Source organism: Pantoea sp. SGAir0183, assembly GCF_043545505.1.
Genome location: NZ_CP028053.1, coordinates 968,282 through 982,766, shown reverse-complemented (window position 1 = coordinate 982,766; position 14,485 = coordinate 968,282). Strand labels below are relative to the sequence as shown.

The window sequence follows — 14,485 nt, the reverse complement described above, 5'->3', positions numbered from 1 at the left end:
TGGATATCCATATAACAAGCCAGACCAGGGATGTTAATGTTAATCGTTCAGCAGGAAGACATACAAACGTGATCGTATAAAAAATCGCTTTTTTTACCGCTGCATCGGCACGTTTTGTGAAGTGGCCCGAACGCTGAGGCCTCCCTTTACTGACGCGCTTTCTGTCACCCCGCGGCTTTGTTAAGTTCATGACTCGCCGTGGCAACCCTGATGATGCAGAAGCCGTAAACTGGTAAGATTCCTGCACGGTACAGACGTCCCTGTCTGTCTCTCTGTTAAACCACCACCTTGACCGTGACGGGCAAAAGGAAGAGTCAACCTTGAGTAAAGATGAGATGAAAAAAGCAGAGCAAATGGACTTGAGCACCCATACGCCAATGATGCAGCAGTATTTACGCCTCAAGGCCGAGCATCCTGACATCCTGCTGTTTTATCGCATGGGCGATTTCTATGAGCTGTTTTACGACGATGCGAAACGCGCCTCTCAGTTATTAGACATTTCCTTAACCAAGCGCGGTGCCTCGGCGGGCGAACCGATCCCTATGGCCGGTGTCCCGCATCATGCGGTTGAAAATTATCTGGCGAGGCTGGTGCAACTCGGTGAGTCGGTCGCCATCTGTGAACAAATTGGCGACCCGGCGCTCAGCAAAGGGCCGGTCGAACGTAAGGTCGTCCGCATTGTTACCCCAGGCACGATCAGTGATGAGGCACTCTTGCAGGAGCGGCAGGATAACCTGCTGGCCGCTGTGGTGCACGGTGCGCGCGGCTATGGTTATGCCACGCTGGATATCAGTTCAGGCCGGTTTCGTCTGAGTGAGCCCATGGATCTGGAAACCATGGCAGCCGAACTGCAGCGAACCAATCCTGCCGAACTCCTTTACCCGGAAGATTTTTCGCCGATGTCGCTCATCGATCAGCGTCGTGGTCTGCGCCGTCGTCCTTTGTGGGAATTTGAAATTGATACCGCGCGTCAGCAGCTTACTTTGCAGTTTGGTACGCGGGATTTAAACGGTTTTGGTGTGGAGCAGGCCCATCTCGGCCTGCGCGCGGCGGGTTGTCTGCTGCAGTATGTCAAAGATACCCAACGGACCAGCCTGCCACATATCCGCGCCATCAGCATGGAACGTCAGCAGGACAGCATCATCATGGATGCCGCCACCCGACGTAATCTCGAAATTACCCAAAACCTTGCAGGCGGTACCGAGAACACCTTAGCCGCGGTGCTGGATAAAACCGTCACGCCAATGGGCAGCCGGATGCTAAAACGCTGGCTGCATATGCCGTTGCGTGACAGCAGCGTCATCGCGAAACGACAGGAATCAATCGCCGAGCTGCAGGCGCTGAGCGACGTGCTTCAGCCCGTTCTGCGCCAGGTCGGTGATTTGGAGCGTATTCTGGCCCGCCTGGCGCTACGCACGGCGCGTCCACGCGATCTGGCGCGCATGCGCCATGCGTTTCAGCAGTTGCCGGAACTCAACGATCTGCTGGCAAACGCCGGGTCCGCCCACCTGAAAACCCTGCGTACCCAGATAGGTGACTTTAGCGACCTGCGCACACTGCTTGAGCAGGCCGTTGTCGAATCCCCACCGGTATTAATCAGAGATGGCGGGGTGATCGCCCCGGGTTATCACGCTGAGCTGGACGAGTGGCGCGCCCTGGCGGATGGCGCGACGGATTATCTGGATCGCCTGGAGATCCGCGAACGTGAAAAACTCGGTCTGGACAGCCTGAAAGTCGGTTTTAACGGCGTGCACGGTTATTACATTCAGGTCAGCCGGGGTCAGAGCCATCAGGTGCCTATTCACTATGTCCGCCGTCAGACTCTTAAGAATGCTGAACGCTATATCATTCCCGAGCTGAAGGAGTATGAAGACAAGGTCCTGACGTCAAAGGGCAAAGCACTGGCGCTGGAGAAAAGCCTGTATGAAGGCCTGTTTGATCTGCTGCTGCCGCACCTTGAAGCGTTACAGTCAAGTGCGGCGGCGCTGGCCGAACTGGATGTACTGAGTAACCTCGCGGAACGCGCATGGACGCTAAACTACTGCCGTCCCACGCTGCACGACAAGCCCGGGATTAAAATCACCGCCGGCCGCCATCCGGTAGTGGAGCAGGTCCTGAAAGAACCTTTTATCGCCAACCCGCTCTCGCTGGCACCACAACGCCGCATGTTGATCATCACAGGCCCGAATATGGGCGGTAAAAGTACCTATATGCGTCAGGCTGCGTTAATCGCGCTGATGGCCTGGATCGGCAGTTTCGTTCCCGCCGAAGAAGTGGTCATTGGTCCACTGGATCGTATCTTCACCCGTGTGGGCGCAGCAGATGATCTGGCCTCCGGCCGCTCGACATTTATGGTCGAAATGACGGAAACGGCCAATATTCTGCACAACGCGACAGAAAACAGCCTGGTCCTGATGGATGAAATCGGCCGCGGCACCTCTACGTATGACGGCTTGTCGCTTGCCTGGGCTTGTGCGGAAAATCTGGCGAATCGAATCAAAGCGATGACCCTGTTTGCAACGCACTACTTTGAACTGACGACCCTGCCTGAGAAACTGGAAGGCGTGGTTAACGTTCACCTGGATGCGGTAGAACATGGCGATACGATTGCGTTCATGCACAGTGTGCAGGACGGTGCCGCCAGTAAAAGCTACGGGCTGGCCGTGGCCGCGCTGGCTGGCGTGCCAAAAGAGGTGATTAAACGCGCGCGTAATAAGCTGAAAGAGCTCGAAACGGTTTCCAGTCAATCCGCAACCTCAAACGTTGACGGCTCGCAGTTGCCGTTGCTGGTGGAAGAAACGTCTCCCGCCGTAGAAGCGCTGGAAGCACTGGATCCCGATACGCTGACACCGCGCCAGGCGCTGGACTGGATTTACCGCCTTAAAGCACTGGTCTGATGACGGCCGCCCTTTCGCGGGGCGGCTACGGACTTCCCGTTACGCATTTCTCTGTGCCCGCTTTCTTTATCCCTGCTGGCGCATCCTTCTGCTACCGCTTTACGCGATTACAGGCTGATAAAGCGGTGTCATAATGCTGTCGTGTGCCTGTCGTGCTGCGATCGTGTTTCTGTCGACACTTACCGGCGATGCTGCAAACCGATTGTTTACTCTTTCGGAGACTCATTATGCGTAACCTGAACAACGTCAGAGAATATCGTCTGGCACGTGCCTGGTCACAGGAACAACTGGCTGAAATGGCCGGCCTCAGCACCCGAACCATACAGCGCATCGAAAACGGGGATCCGCCCAGCCTGGAAACATTGAGCGCACTGGCGGCCGTGTTTGAGATTAACGTGACCGATCTGACCGATGCCCCTGCGAATAACGGTGAAGCGCTGGACAGCTACATTTCTGACGCCCGCCAGCAGCTCGCTGCCGAGAGCCGGTTTTACCGTTCTCTGTTTAGCGCTGTGGTGGTATGCGCATTGCTGTATGTCCTGAACTACTTTACGGCGCCCAATGACCGCTGGTCACTCTGGGTCGCCGCCATTTGGGGCGCCTTACTGCTCGTCAGAGCATTACGTCTGTTTATATTTAAGGATGCGATCCGCCGCTGGCAGCAAAAACGGCTGCAAAAATTATTGCGCAGGCAGGGCTAACTTCCGCCGGTTGCACATCTCTGTTACACCACACTGCGGGAAAAGCCTATGAACTGGTATCGTCAGGACGCGTTTGCTGTTCGTCTGGAATGGGGGATCCCGGCCATTGATCATCTTGCCGGGGACGTGGATATCATCGTGATTATTGACGTGATGTCCTTTTCTACCTGTGTCAGCGTGGCAGTGGAGAACGGGGCGCGCGTCTATCCTTATCCTTGGAAAGATCACTCTGTCACGCAGTATGCGCAGTCCGTCGGTGCCATCGCGGCTAACAGCGACAGGCGATTCAGTGGCGAGGGCTACAGTCTGTCACCGCGAACGTTACTCAGTGTTCGTCCGGATGAAAAACTGGTGCTGCCCTCTTCTAATGGCTCCGCAACCTGCTTCAGGGCGCGGGAACGGGGCGTCCCCGTGCTGACAGGCTGCCTGAGAAACCTGACCGCAACGGCCGAAGCCTGCCGCGCCTTCAGCCGTATTCTGATTGTCCCCTGTGGCGAACGTTGGCCAGACGGGAGCCTTCGCCCCTGTATTGAGGATTATGTGGTAGCGGGGGGAATCATTGCCGCGCTGGCACAACGCACGCTTTCACCTGAAGCGCAGACCGCTGTCGCCGCCTGGCACGCTCATCAGGCCCAGAATTTCGCGGCACTGTTTCACTGCGCGTCCGCAGTCGAGCTGATACAAAGAGGCTTTCCGGACGATGTGACGCTTTGCCTGACAAAAGATGCCGCCCGTCAGCCCTGTTTTCTGACAGGGAAGTATTTTGCCGGACAGGCTTAAGCGTAAATAACAAACAAAAAAAAGCGATGGGGGTTACCCATCGCTTTCTGTTGACGTGCCGTGTTCAGCTTATTCGCGGAACAGTGCTTCAATGCTGAGGCCCTGACCTTGCAGGATTTCGCGCAGACGGCGCAAACCTTCAACCTGAATCTGGCGCACACGCTCGCGGGTTAAACCGATCTCACGGCCAACATCCTCAAGCGTTGCCGCTTCATAGCCCAACAGGCCGAAACGACGAGCCAGCACTTCGCGCTGCTTGGCGTTCAGTTCGAACAGCCATTTAACGATACTTTGCTTCATATCGTCGTCTTGCGTGGTATCTTCTGGGCCGTTGTCTTTTTCATCGGCCAGGATATCCAGCAGCGCTTTCTCAGAATCGCCCCCTAAAGGAGTATCAACTGAGGTAATACGTTCGTTGAGACGCAACATACGGCTTACGTCATCAACCGGTTTATCCAGTTGTTCTGCAATCTCTTCCGCACTCGGCTCGTGGTCGAGCTTGTGAGAAAGTTCACGCGCAGTACGCAGATAAACGTTCAATTCTTTCACAATGTGGATCGGCAAACGAATTGTCCGGGTCTGGTTCATGATTGCCCGTTCAATGGTCTGACGAATCCACCAAGTGGCATACGTTGAGAAACGGAATCCACGTTCTGGATCAAATTTCTCAACGGCGCGAATCAAGCCGAGGTTACCTTCCTCAATCAGGTCCAGCAGGGCCAGACCGCGATTGCTGTAACGTCGTGCAATCTTCACCACCAGTCGTAAGTTACTTTCGATCATGCGGCGACGAGAAGGAATATCACCTCGTAATGCCCGGCGAGCGAAAAGTACCTCTTCCTCGGCCGTCAGCAATGGAGAATAGCCAATCTCCCCAAGATAGAGCTGAGTAGCGTCAAGGACACGTTGCGTCGCACCCTGCGCCAGCAACTCCTCTTCTGCTACATCATTGTCGCCAGAGTCATTTTCGACGAGCGCCTTCTCATCAAAAATTTCTGCTCCATTCTCTTCGAATTCCGCATTCTCATGTAACTCGTTTACTTTCAGCGTATTCTGGCTCATAAGTGGCTCCTACCCGTGATTCCAGGGCAGACTCCAGAGGACTCTGCCGGATTATCGCTGCGGTAAATAACGCAACGGGTTTACGGATTTCCCCTTGTAACGAATTTCAAAGTGTAATCTAACTGAACTGGTTCCGGTGCTACCCATGGTAGCGATCTTTTGCCCAGCCTTAACTTCCTGTTGTTCCCGGACCAGCATTGTATCGTTGTGGGCGTAGGCACTCAGGTAATCATCATTGTGTTTGATGATGATTAAATTACCGTAACCACGAAGCGCGTTGCCTGCATAAACCACCCTTCCTGAAGCAGTGGCCACAACCGGCTGTCCGCGCGAACCTGCGATATCGATCCCTTTGTTACCACCCTCGGTGGCAGAGAAGTTATCGATGATCTTACCTTCGGTCGGCCAACGCCAGCTTCCAACAGGCGTTGAACTGTTTGTTGTACTGCTCACCGTCGGTGGTGCGGTAACGGCTGGAGCTGTTGTCGTTGCAACATTTGCTCCCTTCGAAGGCAACAATTTACTGCCATTCGAGTTACCTGAATCATCAGAATACGTAATAACAGGCTGCTGTGCAACAGGGGCCTGTTTTATTTGTGGTGCGGTGACGATGCCGCTTTGTGATGCATCCGCCGCGGTAATCGCGTTGCCCCCGGTAATAGGCTGGCCGGAGCCGTTGTCGACCTGCAAGGTTTGCCCAACATTTAGGCTGTACGGTGGCTGTACGTTGTTGCGCTGCGCCAGATCGCGGAAGTCATTGCCGGTAATCCAGGCAATATAGAAGAGGGTATCGCCGCGTTTTACGGTGTACGTTTGTCCAGAATAGCTTCCTTTGGGAATATTCTGATAACTTCTGTTGTACACAATTCGCCCGTTCTGGGTTTCAACTTCATTACTTGTATTATTACCGGTACTAATGATTCCCGGCTTATTCTGCGGCACAGGCGTATTTCGGCTCAACATGCCGCCCTGCGATGGCATCGTCGGCACACCGCTGGCAACAGGCGCAGTACCAGTGCTGGCCATATTACCGTTATCATTCATGCTGCTGCCGTCGCCGATATTACTTATTGGCGCTTGTGTATTGTCGCCTGAACTACAGCCTGCCAGCCAAAAACTTACCAGTGAAAGCGCCGCCAGACGGCGTAACTGAAAAATTGTGCTTCCCGTGCTCATTAATCCCCCGTGGTGGCAACCTTTAAAAACTGACTTTCTCTTTTCACCAGCACATTACACTGTGTGGCACGTTAAACGCTGTATTTTCGTTGAACTGACTGGATAGTAACAATATCAACTACCGTGTGCCATGAAACAGTTATTAAGAAATGCTAACACGGTCATCAGGCCAGATCGCCCTGAACCAGCGGGACGAAACGCACCGGCTCAATCGTTTCCTCGGTGATTTCACCGCCGCGTCGGCGCAGGCGTTTAAGCACCTGCTGCTCTTCACCGACAGGTAGCACCATAATGCCACCTTCTGCCAGTTGTGCTATCAGCGCAGTCGGAATTTCGGGGGGCGCCGCCGTCACAATAATGGCATCGAAAGGCCCGCGCGAGGGCCAGCCCTGCCAGCCATCACCGTGGCGGGTAGAGACGTTATGTAAATCGAGCTGTTTCAGACGGCGCTTTGCATGCCACTGCAGACCTTTGATGCGTTCGACAGAGTAAACATGCTCAACCAGATGAGCCAGAATCGCGGTCTGATAACCAGAACCGGTCCCGATTTCCAGAACACGCGAGTGCACATCGAGCTCCAGCAGGGCGGTCATCCGCGCCACCATATAGGGCTGTGAAATCGTCTGGCCTGAGCCGATGGGGAGCGCCATGTTATCCCAGGCTTTGTGCTCAAAGGCCTCATCGATAAAGCGCTCACGCGGCACGTCGGCGATGGCTTTTAACAGGTGTTCGTCATGAATCCCCTGTTGACGCAGTTGCGCCAACAGTGTCTCGATACGCCGACTCACCATACCAGGTTTACCTCAGCGTTATCCAGCCAGCGACTCAGCACGTCCTGAGCCTTGTGCGCGGTGAGATCAACATGCAGCGCGGTGACGGACACATAACCTTCATCCACGGCGGCAAAATCAGTATCAGGGCCGGCATCCAGTTTTTCGCCCGGTGGTCCTATCCAGTACAGCGGATTGCCGCGCGGATCGGTTTGGGCAATCACCTGATCGGCCGGATGCCGACTGCCACAGCGCGTCACGCGAATGCCTTTCACCTCCGCCATCGGCAGATCGGGCACATTGATGTTCAGTATGCGCCCGGTGCGCAGCGGCTCACGACTCAGCGCTTTAAGCAGCGCACAGGTTACCGCCGCCGCAGTGGCATAGTGCTCATGACCATTGAGCGAAACCGCAATGGCGGGCAAACCCAGATGACGTCCCTCCATGGCCGCGGCCACCGTGCCGGAATAGATAACATCATCACCCAGATTGGGGCCGGCATTGATCCCCGAGACCACAATATCGGGTCGGGGTTGCATCAGCGCGTTTACGCCCAAATACACGCAATCGGTGGGCGTGCCCATTTGCACCGCAATGTCCCCGTTTTCATGGGTAAAGGTGCGCAACGGGGTTTCCAGCGTCAATGAGTTGGAGGCACCACTGCGATTGCGATCCGGTGCCACCACCTGCACCTCGGCAAATTGACGCAAAGCCTTTGCCAGCGTCTGAATACCAGGCGCATGGATGCCATCATCGTTGCTGAGCAATATCCGCATTTAATTCTGACCTTTTCTGTTCAACCGGGTCGCCGTAATAAGGACCTGTTTTGAAGCATGGCAACAGGTTATGACTGGACAGCGACTTTTGCATTCTAGCGGTGAGCGAGAGGAAGTGGTAGACGAAAATAAAACGCACAGACAGGAAAAAGGTAACACATTTGCTTGAAAGGAAAGATTTCGTGCGATGCTGGCCCCCTGCTACGCCGCCCATCGTGTACGCCAGCGCGTCCCTCACCCGCGCGACTGGCCAGGTGAGGACGTAGCTTATTCGTCAGGTAAATCCGCTGTGTCGTCAGTGATGACCAGCTCTCTGACCACGCTGGTGGCAAAGCTGCCCGCCGGTAACCAGAACTGCAACGTCAGGGTGGCGTCATCCAGCCACTGCCAGTGCAAATCGCGCGGCACCACCAGCATGGCACGCCGGCTGGCCTCCACCCGTTCACGCACCAGCAGCGCGCGCAGTTCTACGGCATCCGCCAGACAGTGCTCTTCGAACGCCAGCGCGTCGCCCTGTGGCCCCGCCTCGCCTTTTCCGGGCAAGGGGGCCGTGATACGCAACGCATGCTGATCCACGCGCGCCTGCAATGCCTCCCTTTCCTCGGGCTGGGCGACAAACCAACTGCCACGCCCGGTAAGCTGCAATGCATCCCCGTTCATGACCTGAGTCAGGCTACCCTGCTGCTGCAAACGCAGACTGGTGACCTGATTGAATAACGCACTGCGTGCAGCAGAGAGCATCAGGCCACGTTTATTGCGGTCACGTATCTGGATTTCCTGACGCGCCAGTTTCAACGCCGTCTGCAGATTGTTGCCGTTGCGCCCAAAGCGTTGCTCGCCAAAGTAATTAGGCACACCGCGTTCACGAATCTGCTTAAGGCGGGCCTCGACGTCATCGCGCTGGCTGACCTGTCGTATGGTCAACCGAAAGGCGTTTCCGGCCAGCGCGCCGACGCGCAATTTGCGCTTATGACGCACAACCTCAAGGATTTCGACGCCTTCTGATGCAAAGCCTGTCAGGTTGGGCATCGCATTACCCGGCACACGGAAGCAGAGTGTTTGCTCGGTCACGGCGTGGCGGTCTTTCATGCCGGCATAACTGAGGTCGCGGGCAGGAATTTTCATAAATTTTGCCAGGGCTTCGGCAACAAAACGCGTATTGGCACCCGTTTTACGAATGCGCACCAGCACATGCTCACCTTCACCGTCAGGGCGGTACCCCAGGTCTTCCTTCACCTCGAAGTCTTCCGGACGGGCTTTAATCACGCCCGTCGCGCCAGGCACACCGTGGAGGTACTGCAACGTCATGCCGACTCCGTTTTCAGCAGCAACGCGACCGCTTCACAGGCAATGCCTTCGCCGCGTCCGGTGAACCCGAGCTTTTCCGTCGTGGTGGCTTTAACGTTCACCTGATCCATATGGCAATCCAGATCTTCAGCAATATTGATGCGCATCTGGGGTACATGCGGCAGCATTTTAGGTGCCTGAGCGATAATCGTGACGTCCACGTTACCGATGCGATAGCCTTTCGCCGCAATACGGCGCCAGGCTTCCCGCAGCAAACCGCGGCTGTCTGCGCCTTTAAACGCCGGATCGGTATCCGGGAACAGCTTGCCAATATCGCCCATTGCCACCGCGCCCAGTAAGGCATCGGTCAGAGCATGCAGTGCCACGTCGCCATCCGAATGGGCGATAAAACCATACTCAAATGGAATTCGCACACCGCCAATCACCAGCGGACCTTCTCCACCGAAAGCGTGAACGTCAAAACCGTGACCGATACGCATCATGCGCTCTCCTTTGACTGAATCTGACTAAGATAAAAAGCCGCCAGGGCTAAGTCTTCCGGGCGGGTAACTTTAATGTTATCGCTGCGACCTGTGACCAGTTCAGGATGGTAGCCACAATATTCCAGTGCCGAGGCTTCATCGGTAATGATCGCGCCCTCGTTCAAGGCGCGGGTCAGGCAGGCGGTAAGGAGCGCGTAGGGAAAAAGTTGCGGCGTCAGGGCATGCCACAGATGGTCACGTTCGACCGTATGCGCAATCGCTGACTGGCCGGGTTTCCCCCGCTTCATGGTGTCACAGGCCGGTGCCGCCAGAATGCCACCCGTTTTGCTCTTTCCTGGTAACTGCAGCAGGCGGTCCAGATCATCCGGATGCAGACACGGGCGCGCGGCATCGTGCACTAACACCCAGTGTGCGCCCTGCGCCGCCTGTAATCCCGCCAGAACCGACTCGGCACGCGTTTCTCCGCCGGTCACGCGCACAACACGCGGATCGCTGGCCAGCGGCAAACGGGCAAAGTGATTATCGTCAGGGCTTAACGCGACGATGACCTGAGAAACCGCGGGATGGGAGAACAGACGCGCAATACTGTGTTCCAGAAGTGTGTGCTGACCAATCGTCAGATACTGTTTGGGACAGGTTGCCTGCATGCGGCTGCCGATACCGGCAGCGGGCACCACGGCAATCACATCCGCAGAGTGGGACTGATTGTTCATGTTTTATCGTTGTTGGTTTTGCGCAGCTTGTTGCGCGTTGCGTTTGTTCTGGTCAGGCACCAGACGATAGAAGGTTTCACCCGGCTTAATCATGCCTAATTCACTGCGTGCGCGTTCCTCGATCGCTTCAGAGCCGCCATTGAGATCGTCAATTTCGGCAAACAGTTGATCGTTACGCATTTTAAGTTTGGCGTTTGTCGCCTTTTGTACCGCCACGTCATCGCTGACGCGCGTAAAATCATGGATACCATTCTTGCCTAGCCACAAGGAATATTGCAGCCAGCCAAGCAGCACCAGTAGCAGTAACGTCAGTTTTCCCATCCCGCCCCCTAAAAACGGCTCAATCATCCCATAACTTTACTCAGGACTCCACACTGGCAGCGAAAATGCCTGCTAATGCCGTTCGCCTGAGCAAAAAAGGAGAAGAATGAGAAGGCACAAGACCGGAAAACTTTTGTAACCTGCTGGTGCGTTTAGACATCAACGCCGTTACCAGCGTGACAGAAACAGGAACAGTATCCAGAACTGGAGGGCGACAGCGATAACGCATATCAGGGAGGTCCATATCCATTGCCCACGCAGCCAGGTACTCAGTACCATGCCCGTCAGGACGGAAACCGGAAACAGCGCCAGGAAAAAGGGCCACGTGTAGAGAAAGAAAAACAGCGTACTGGAGCCGTACAACAGGAAAGGAATGGCCAGCGCACACCAGTAACATACGAAACCAATGATACCACCCGGTAACACCGAACGCGGTTCATCAGGCGTACGTGAGTCTTTGCGTGCCAGCATGGGGGTTATATTCTGCATAAATATCCTGTCAACGCGAAGGCGGCAAAACGGAATGCGCTCTGCCGCTGTCTGTTCAGGAACTGATAATATCGCGCTGGCGCAGCAGATCTAATAATTGGGGCGTCAGTTTTGTAACCAATTGTTCCCCATTAAGCCGGATTTCTGGCTGTTCCGGCGCTTCATAAACGCTGTCTATACCGGTGAAATTTCGCAATTCGCCCGCGCGGGCTTTTTTGTATAACCCTTTCGGGTCGCGCGCTTCACAGACTGCCAACGGTGTATCGACATAAACCTCAATAAACCGGCCTTCATCCAGCAGATCACGCACCATTTGACGCTCGGCCCGATGCGGTGAGATAAACGCGGTCAGCACCACTAACCCCGCATCCACCATCAGTTTTGCGACTTCGCCTACCCGGCGGATATTCTCTTTACGATCGGCATCGCTAAAGCCCAGATCGCGGCACAGGCCATGACGCACGTTGTCGCCGTCCAGCAGATAGGTGCTGACGCCGATGCGGTGCAACGCCTGTTCCAGCGCGCCAGCCACGGTGGATTTTCCCGACCCCGAAAGGCCGGTGAACCACAGCACCACGCCCTGATGGCCGTGCTGCTGTTCACGCGCATCGCGCGTGACGGGATGGTCATGCCATACGACATTTTCATCATGCCGGGCCATTACTGACCGCCCAGCAGATCGCGTGCATTCCAGTGCGGGAAATGACGACGAACCAGCGCATTCAGTTCCAGTTCAAACGCACTAAATTCACCGTGCTGCTGGGGGTTATCGGCCAGCGGCTCATGAATAAGCCCAGCCCCGACGGTCACGTTACTCAGACGATCGATGATAATCATTCCGCCGGTGACCGGGTTATCCTGATAGCTGTCGAGCACCAGCGGTTCGTCAAAGGTAAACGTCACCAGACCAATGCCATTCAGCGGCAGGCTGTCCGCCTCGCGTTTTTCCAGCGAGTTAATCTCAACCTGATGAATGACCTTTTCAACACGACCGCGCGCTTTTTTGCCCGCAATTTTTACATCGTAACTTTGCCCGGCCTGTAACGGCTGCTCTGCCATCCACACCACATCGACGGTGGCTGACTGAACCGCACGCAGTTCCGCGCTTGCCTCCACAAGCAGATCGCCACGACTGATATCAATCTCATCATTGAGAACCAGCGTAATGGCTTCACCCGCGCCCGCCTCCTGCAAATCGCCATCAAAAGTCACGATACGGGCAACAGTCGATTCAACGCCGGAGGGCAGCACTTTAACCCGCTGGCCCACCTTTACGGTCCCGGACGCGAGCGTACCGGCATAACCCCGGAAATCAAGATTGGGACGGTTGACGTACTGCACCGGAAACCGCATTGGCTGATGATCGACGACTGCGTTCAGCTCCACCGTTTCCAGCACGTCCAGTAAGGTCGGACCGGTGTACCAGGGCATGCTTTGACTCTGTGAGGCGACGTTTTCGCCTTCCAGCGCCGACATCGGCACGAAACGAATATCCAGGTCGTCGGGCAGTTGTCCGGCAAAATCGAGATAATCCTGTTTGATCTGCTCGAACACAGACTGCTGATAGTCCACCAGATCCATTTTGTTGATCGCCACGACCAGATGCTTGATTCCCAGCAGAGTGGAAATGAAGCTGTGGCGGCGGGTCTGGTCCAGCACGCCTTTACGGGCGTCGATCAGCAGAATAGCCAGATCGCAGGTCGATGCCCCCGTCGCCATATTGCGGGTGTACTGCTCATGCCCCGGCGTGTCGGCAATGATGAATTTGCGCTTCTCGGTAGAGAAATAGCGGTAAGCGACGTCAATGGTGATGCCCTGCTCACGCTCGGCTTGCAGGCCATCCACCAGCAGGGCCAGATCCAGTTTTTCGCCCTGCGTACCATGACGTTTACTGTCACTTTGTAATGACGACAGCTGATCTTCGTAGATTTGTCGGGTGTCGTGCAGCAGGCGACCGATCAGCGTACTTTTCCCATCGTCCACGCTGCCGCAGGTCAGAAAACGCAGCAGGCTTTTGTATTGTTGTGCGGTCAGCCAGGCTTCAACGCCGCCCTGTTCGGCAATTTGTTGTGCAATTACGGTATTCATCTGGCGTCTCCTTAGAAATAACCCTGACGTTTTTTCAGTTCCATCGAACCGGACTGATCGCGGTCAATCACCCGGCCCTGACGCTCGCTGGTGGTCGAAACCAGCATCTCTTCAATAATCTCAGGCAAGGTTTGCGCTTCAGATTCCACCGCACCGGTGAGCGGCCAGCATCCCAGGGTACGGAAACGCACCATGCGCTGTTTAATCACTTCACCTGGCTGAAGGTTGATACGGTCGTCATCGATCATCATCAGCATGCCGTCACGTTCCAGTACCGGACGCGGCGCGGCAAGATAGAGCGGAATAATCTCAATGTTTTCCAGGAAGATGTACTGCCAGATATCCAGCTCGGTCCAGTTTGACAGCGGGAAAACACGGATGCTCTCGCCTTTGTTAATCTGGCCGTTATAGTTGTGCCACAATTCCGGGCGCTGGTTTTTCGGGTCCCAGCGATGAAAACGGTCACGGAATGAGTAGATACGCTCTTTAGCGCGTGACTTCTCTTCATCACGGCGCGCGCCACCAAAGGCCGCATCGAAACCGTACTTGTTCAGGGCCTGCTTCAGACCTTCGGTTTTCATGATGTCGGTGTGTTTGGCACTGCCGTGCACAAAGGGATTAATGCCCATCGCCACGCCTTCCGGGTTGCGATGCACCAGCAGTTCGGCCCCCATCGCTTTTACGGTGCGATCGCGGAATTCGTACATCTCACGAAACTTCCAGCCGGTATCGACATGCAGCAACGGGAAGGGCAGCGTACCCGGATAGAAGGCTTTGCGTGCCAGATGCAGCATCACAGAAGAATCCTTGCCGATAGAATACATCATGACCGGATTGCCAAATTCGGCTGCCACTTCACGGATGATATGGATACTCTCTGCCTCCAGTTGGCGCAGATGAGTGAGTCGTTTTTGATCCATCG

Annotated in this window: 15 protein-coding genes; 3 read left to right on the top strand and 12 right to left on the bottom strand. The window is 55.3% G+C overall.

Annotated elements, in window-relative coordinates; translation table 11 throughout:
• The first annotated feature begins 335 nt into the window (after nt 1-335).
• The 3 genes from mutS (at nt 336) to C1N59_RS04725 (ending at nt 4,378) form a co-directional block, all read left to right on the top strand.
• On the top strand, nt 336-2,897 hold the full coding sequence (gene mutS, locus C1N59_RS04735) for a DNA mismatch repair protein MutS (RefSeq protein ID WP_173476989.1): 2,562 nt from the start codon (nt 336-338) through the stop codon (nt 2,895-2,897).
• A 227-nt stretch (nt 2,898-3,124) separates the two neighbouring features.
• Nucleotides 3,125-3,598 (top strand): helix-turn-helix domain-containing protein, encoded by a 474-nt coding sequence (locus C1N59_RS04730; protein WP_324029901.1) that lies wholly within the window; start codon nt 3,125-3,127, stop codon nt 3,596-3,598.
• Nucleotides 3,599-3,646: 48 nt separating this feature from the next.
• Nucleotides 3,647-4,378, top strand: a complete 732-nt coding sequence (locus C1N59_RS04725) for a 2-phosphosulfolactate phosphatase (RefSeq protein ID WP_394550372.1) — start codon at nt 3,647-3,649, stop codon at nt 4,376-4,378.
• 69 nt (nt 4,379-4,447) lie between these two features.
• Here the strand turns inward: C1N59_RS04725 and rpoS are convergent, their stop codons facing one another.
• The 12 genes from rpoS to cysD form a co-directional block, all read right to left on the bottom strand.
• Nucleotides 4,448-5,440, bottom strand: coding sequence for an RNA polymerase sigma factor RpoS (gene rpoS, locus C1N59_RS04720; RefSeq protein WP_006120728.1), 993 nt, complete (start codon nt 5,438-5,440; stop codon nt 4,448-4,450).
• A 51-nt stretch (nt 5,441-5,491) separates the two neighbouring features.
• Nucleotides 5,492-6,616 (bottom strand): murein hydrolase activator NlpD, encoded by a 1,125-nt coding sequence (gene nlpD, locus C1N59_RS04715; RefSeq protein ID WP_033739535.1) that lies wholly within the window; start codon nt 6,614-6,616, stop codon nt 5,492-5,494.
• Between the two features lie 164 nt (nt 6,617-6,780).
• Nucleotides 6,781-7,407: a protein-L-isoaspartate(D-aspartate) O-methyltransferase gene (locus tag C1N59_RS04710; RefSeq protein WP_006120730.1), complete on the bottom strand. Its 627-nt coding sequence runs from the start codon at nt 7,405-7,407 to the stop codon at nt 6,781-6,783.
• On the bottom strand, nt 7,401-8,162 hold the full coding sequence (surE, locus tag C1N59_RS04705; RefSeq protein ID WP_394550371.1) for a 5'/3'-nucleotidase SurE: 762 nt from the start codon (nt 8,160-8,162) through the stop codon (nt 7,401-7,403). The genes C1N59_RS04710 and surE overlap by 7 nt, the downstream gene beginning before the upstream one ends.
• 267 nt (nt 8,163-8,429) lie before the next feature.
• The gene (gene truD / locus C1N59_RS04700) at nt 8,430-9,470 is read right to left on the bottom strand and encodes a tRNA pseudouridine(13) synthase TruD (protein ID WP_058708940.1); all 1,041 of its coding nucleotides are present in this window, start codon (nt 9,468-9,470) and stop codon (nt 8,430-8,432) included.
• Entirely contained in the window at nt 9,467-9,949 is a 483-nt protein-coding gene (ispF, locus tag C1N59_RS04695) for a 2-C-methyl-D-erythritol 2,4-cyclodiphosphate synthase (RefSeq protein WP_269751002.1), read from the bottom strand. Before ispF ends, truD begins: the two co-directional genes overlap by 4 nt.
• Nucleotides 9,949-10,665, bottom strand: coding sequence for a 2-C-methyl-D-erythritol 4-phosphate cytidylyltransferase (gene ispD / locus C1N59_RS04690; RefSeq protein ID WP_394550370.1), 717 nt, complete (start codon nt 10,663-10,665; stop codon nt 9,949-9,951). Before ispD ends, ispF begins: the two co-directional genes overlap by 1 nt.
• Before the next feature lie 3 nt (nt 10,666-10,668).
• Nucleotides 10,669-10,986 carry a cell division protein FtsB gene (gene ftsB / locus C1N59_RS04685; protein ID WP_006120735.1) on the bottom strand — a complete coding sequence of 106 codons (318 nt, stop codon included), beginning with the start codon at nt 10,984-10,986 and terminating at the stop codon, nt 10,669-10,671.
• A 168-nt stretch (nt 10,987-11,154) separates the two neighbouring features.
• Entirely contained in the window at nt 11,155-11,475 is a 321-nt protein-coding gene (locus C1N59_RS04680) for a DUF3561 family protein (protein WP_006120736.1), read from the bottom strand.
• A 55-nt stretch (nt 11,476-11,530) separates the two neighbouring features.
• The gene (gene cysC / locus C1N59_RS04675) at nt 11,531-12,136 is read right to left on the bottom strand and encodes an adenylyl-sulfate kinase (protein WP_033739539.1); all 606 of its coding nucleotides are present in this window, start codon (nt 12,134-12,136) and stop codon (nt 11,531-11,533) included.
• Nucleotides 12,136-13,563 carry a sulfate adenylyltransferase subunit CysN gene (gene cysN, locus C1N59_RS04670; RefSeq protein WP_033739540.1) on the bottom strand — a complete coding sequence of 476 codons (1,428 nt, stop codon included), beginning with the start codon at nt 13,561-13,563 and terminating at the stop codon, nt 12,136-12,138. The genes cysC and cysN overlap by 1 nt, the downstream gene beginning before the upstream one ends.
• Nucleotides 13,564-13,574: 11 nt before the next feature.
• The gene (gene cysD, locus C1N59_RS04665) at nt 13,575-14,483 is read right to left on the bottom strand and encodes a sulfate adenylyltransferase subunit CysD (protein WP_394550369.1); all 909 of its coding nucleotides are present in this window, start codon (nt 14,481-14,483) and stop codon (nt 13,575-13,577) included.
• Nucleotides 14,484-14,485: the final 2 nt, after the last annotated feature.

Coding starts and splice junctions, on each gene's coding strand:
- ftsB (WP_006120735.1), bottom strand. CDS start 10,986: ATGGGAAAACTGACGTTACTGCTACTGGTGCTGCTTGGCTGGCTGCAA.
- surE (WP_394550371.1), bottom strand. CDS start 8,162: ATGCGGATATTGCTCAGCAACGATGATGGCATCCATGCGCCTGGTATT.
- nlpD (WP_033739535.1), bottom strand. CDS start 6,616: ATGAGCACGGGAAGCACAATTTTTCAGTTACGCCGTCTGGCGGCGCTT.
- C1N59_RS04710 (WP_006120730.1), bottom strand. CDS start 7,407: ATGGTGAGTCGGCGTATCGAGACACTGTTGGCGCAACTGCGTCAACAG.
- ispD (WP_394550370.1), bottom strand. CDS start 10,665: ATGAACAATCAGTCCCACTCTGCGGATGTGATTGCCGTGGTGCCCGCT.
- cysD (WP_394550369.1), bottom strand. CDS start 14,483: ATGGATCAAAAACGACTCACTCATCTGCGCCAACTGGAGGCAGAGAGT.
- rpoS (WP_006120728.1), bottom strand. CDS start 5,440: ATGAGCCAGAATACGCTGAAAGTAAACGAGTTACATGAGAATGCGGAA.
- truD (WP_058708940.1), bottom strand. CDS start 9,470: ATGACGTTGCAGTACCTCCACGGTGTGCCTGGCGCGACGGGCGTGATT.
- C1N59_RS04725 (WP_394550372.1), top strand. CDS start 3,647: ATGAACTGGTATCGTCAGGACGCGTTTGCTGTTCGTCTGGAATGGGGG.
- ispF (WP_269751002.1), bottom strand. CDS start 9,949: ATGCGTATCGGTCACGGTTTTGACGTTCACGCTTTCGGTGGAGAAGGT.
- mutS (WP_173476989.1), top strand. CDS start 336: ATGAAAAAAGCAGAGCAAATGGACTTGAGCACCCATACGCCAATGATG.
- cysC (WP_033739539.1), bottom strand. CDS start 12,136: ATGGCCCGGCATGATGAAAATGTCGTATGGCATGACCATCCCGTCACG.
- cysN (WP_033739540.1), bottom strand. CDS start 13,563: ATGAATACCGTAATTGCACAACAAATTGCCGAACAGGGCGGCGTTGAA.
- C1N59_RS04680 (WP_006120736.1), bottom strand. CDS start 11,475: ATGCAGAATATAACCCCCATGCTGGCACGCAAAGACTCACGTACGCCT.
- C1N59_RS04730 (WP_324029901.1), top strand. CDS start 3,125: ATGCGTAACCTGAACAACGTCAGAGAATATCGTCTGGCACGTGCCTGG.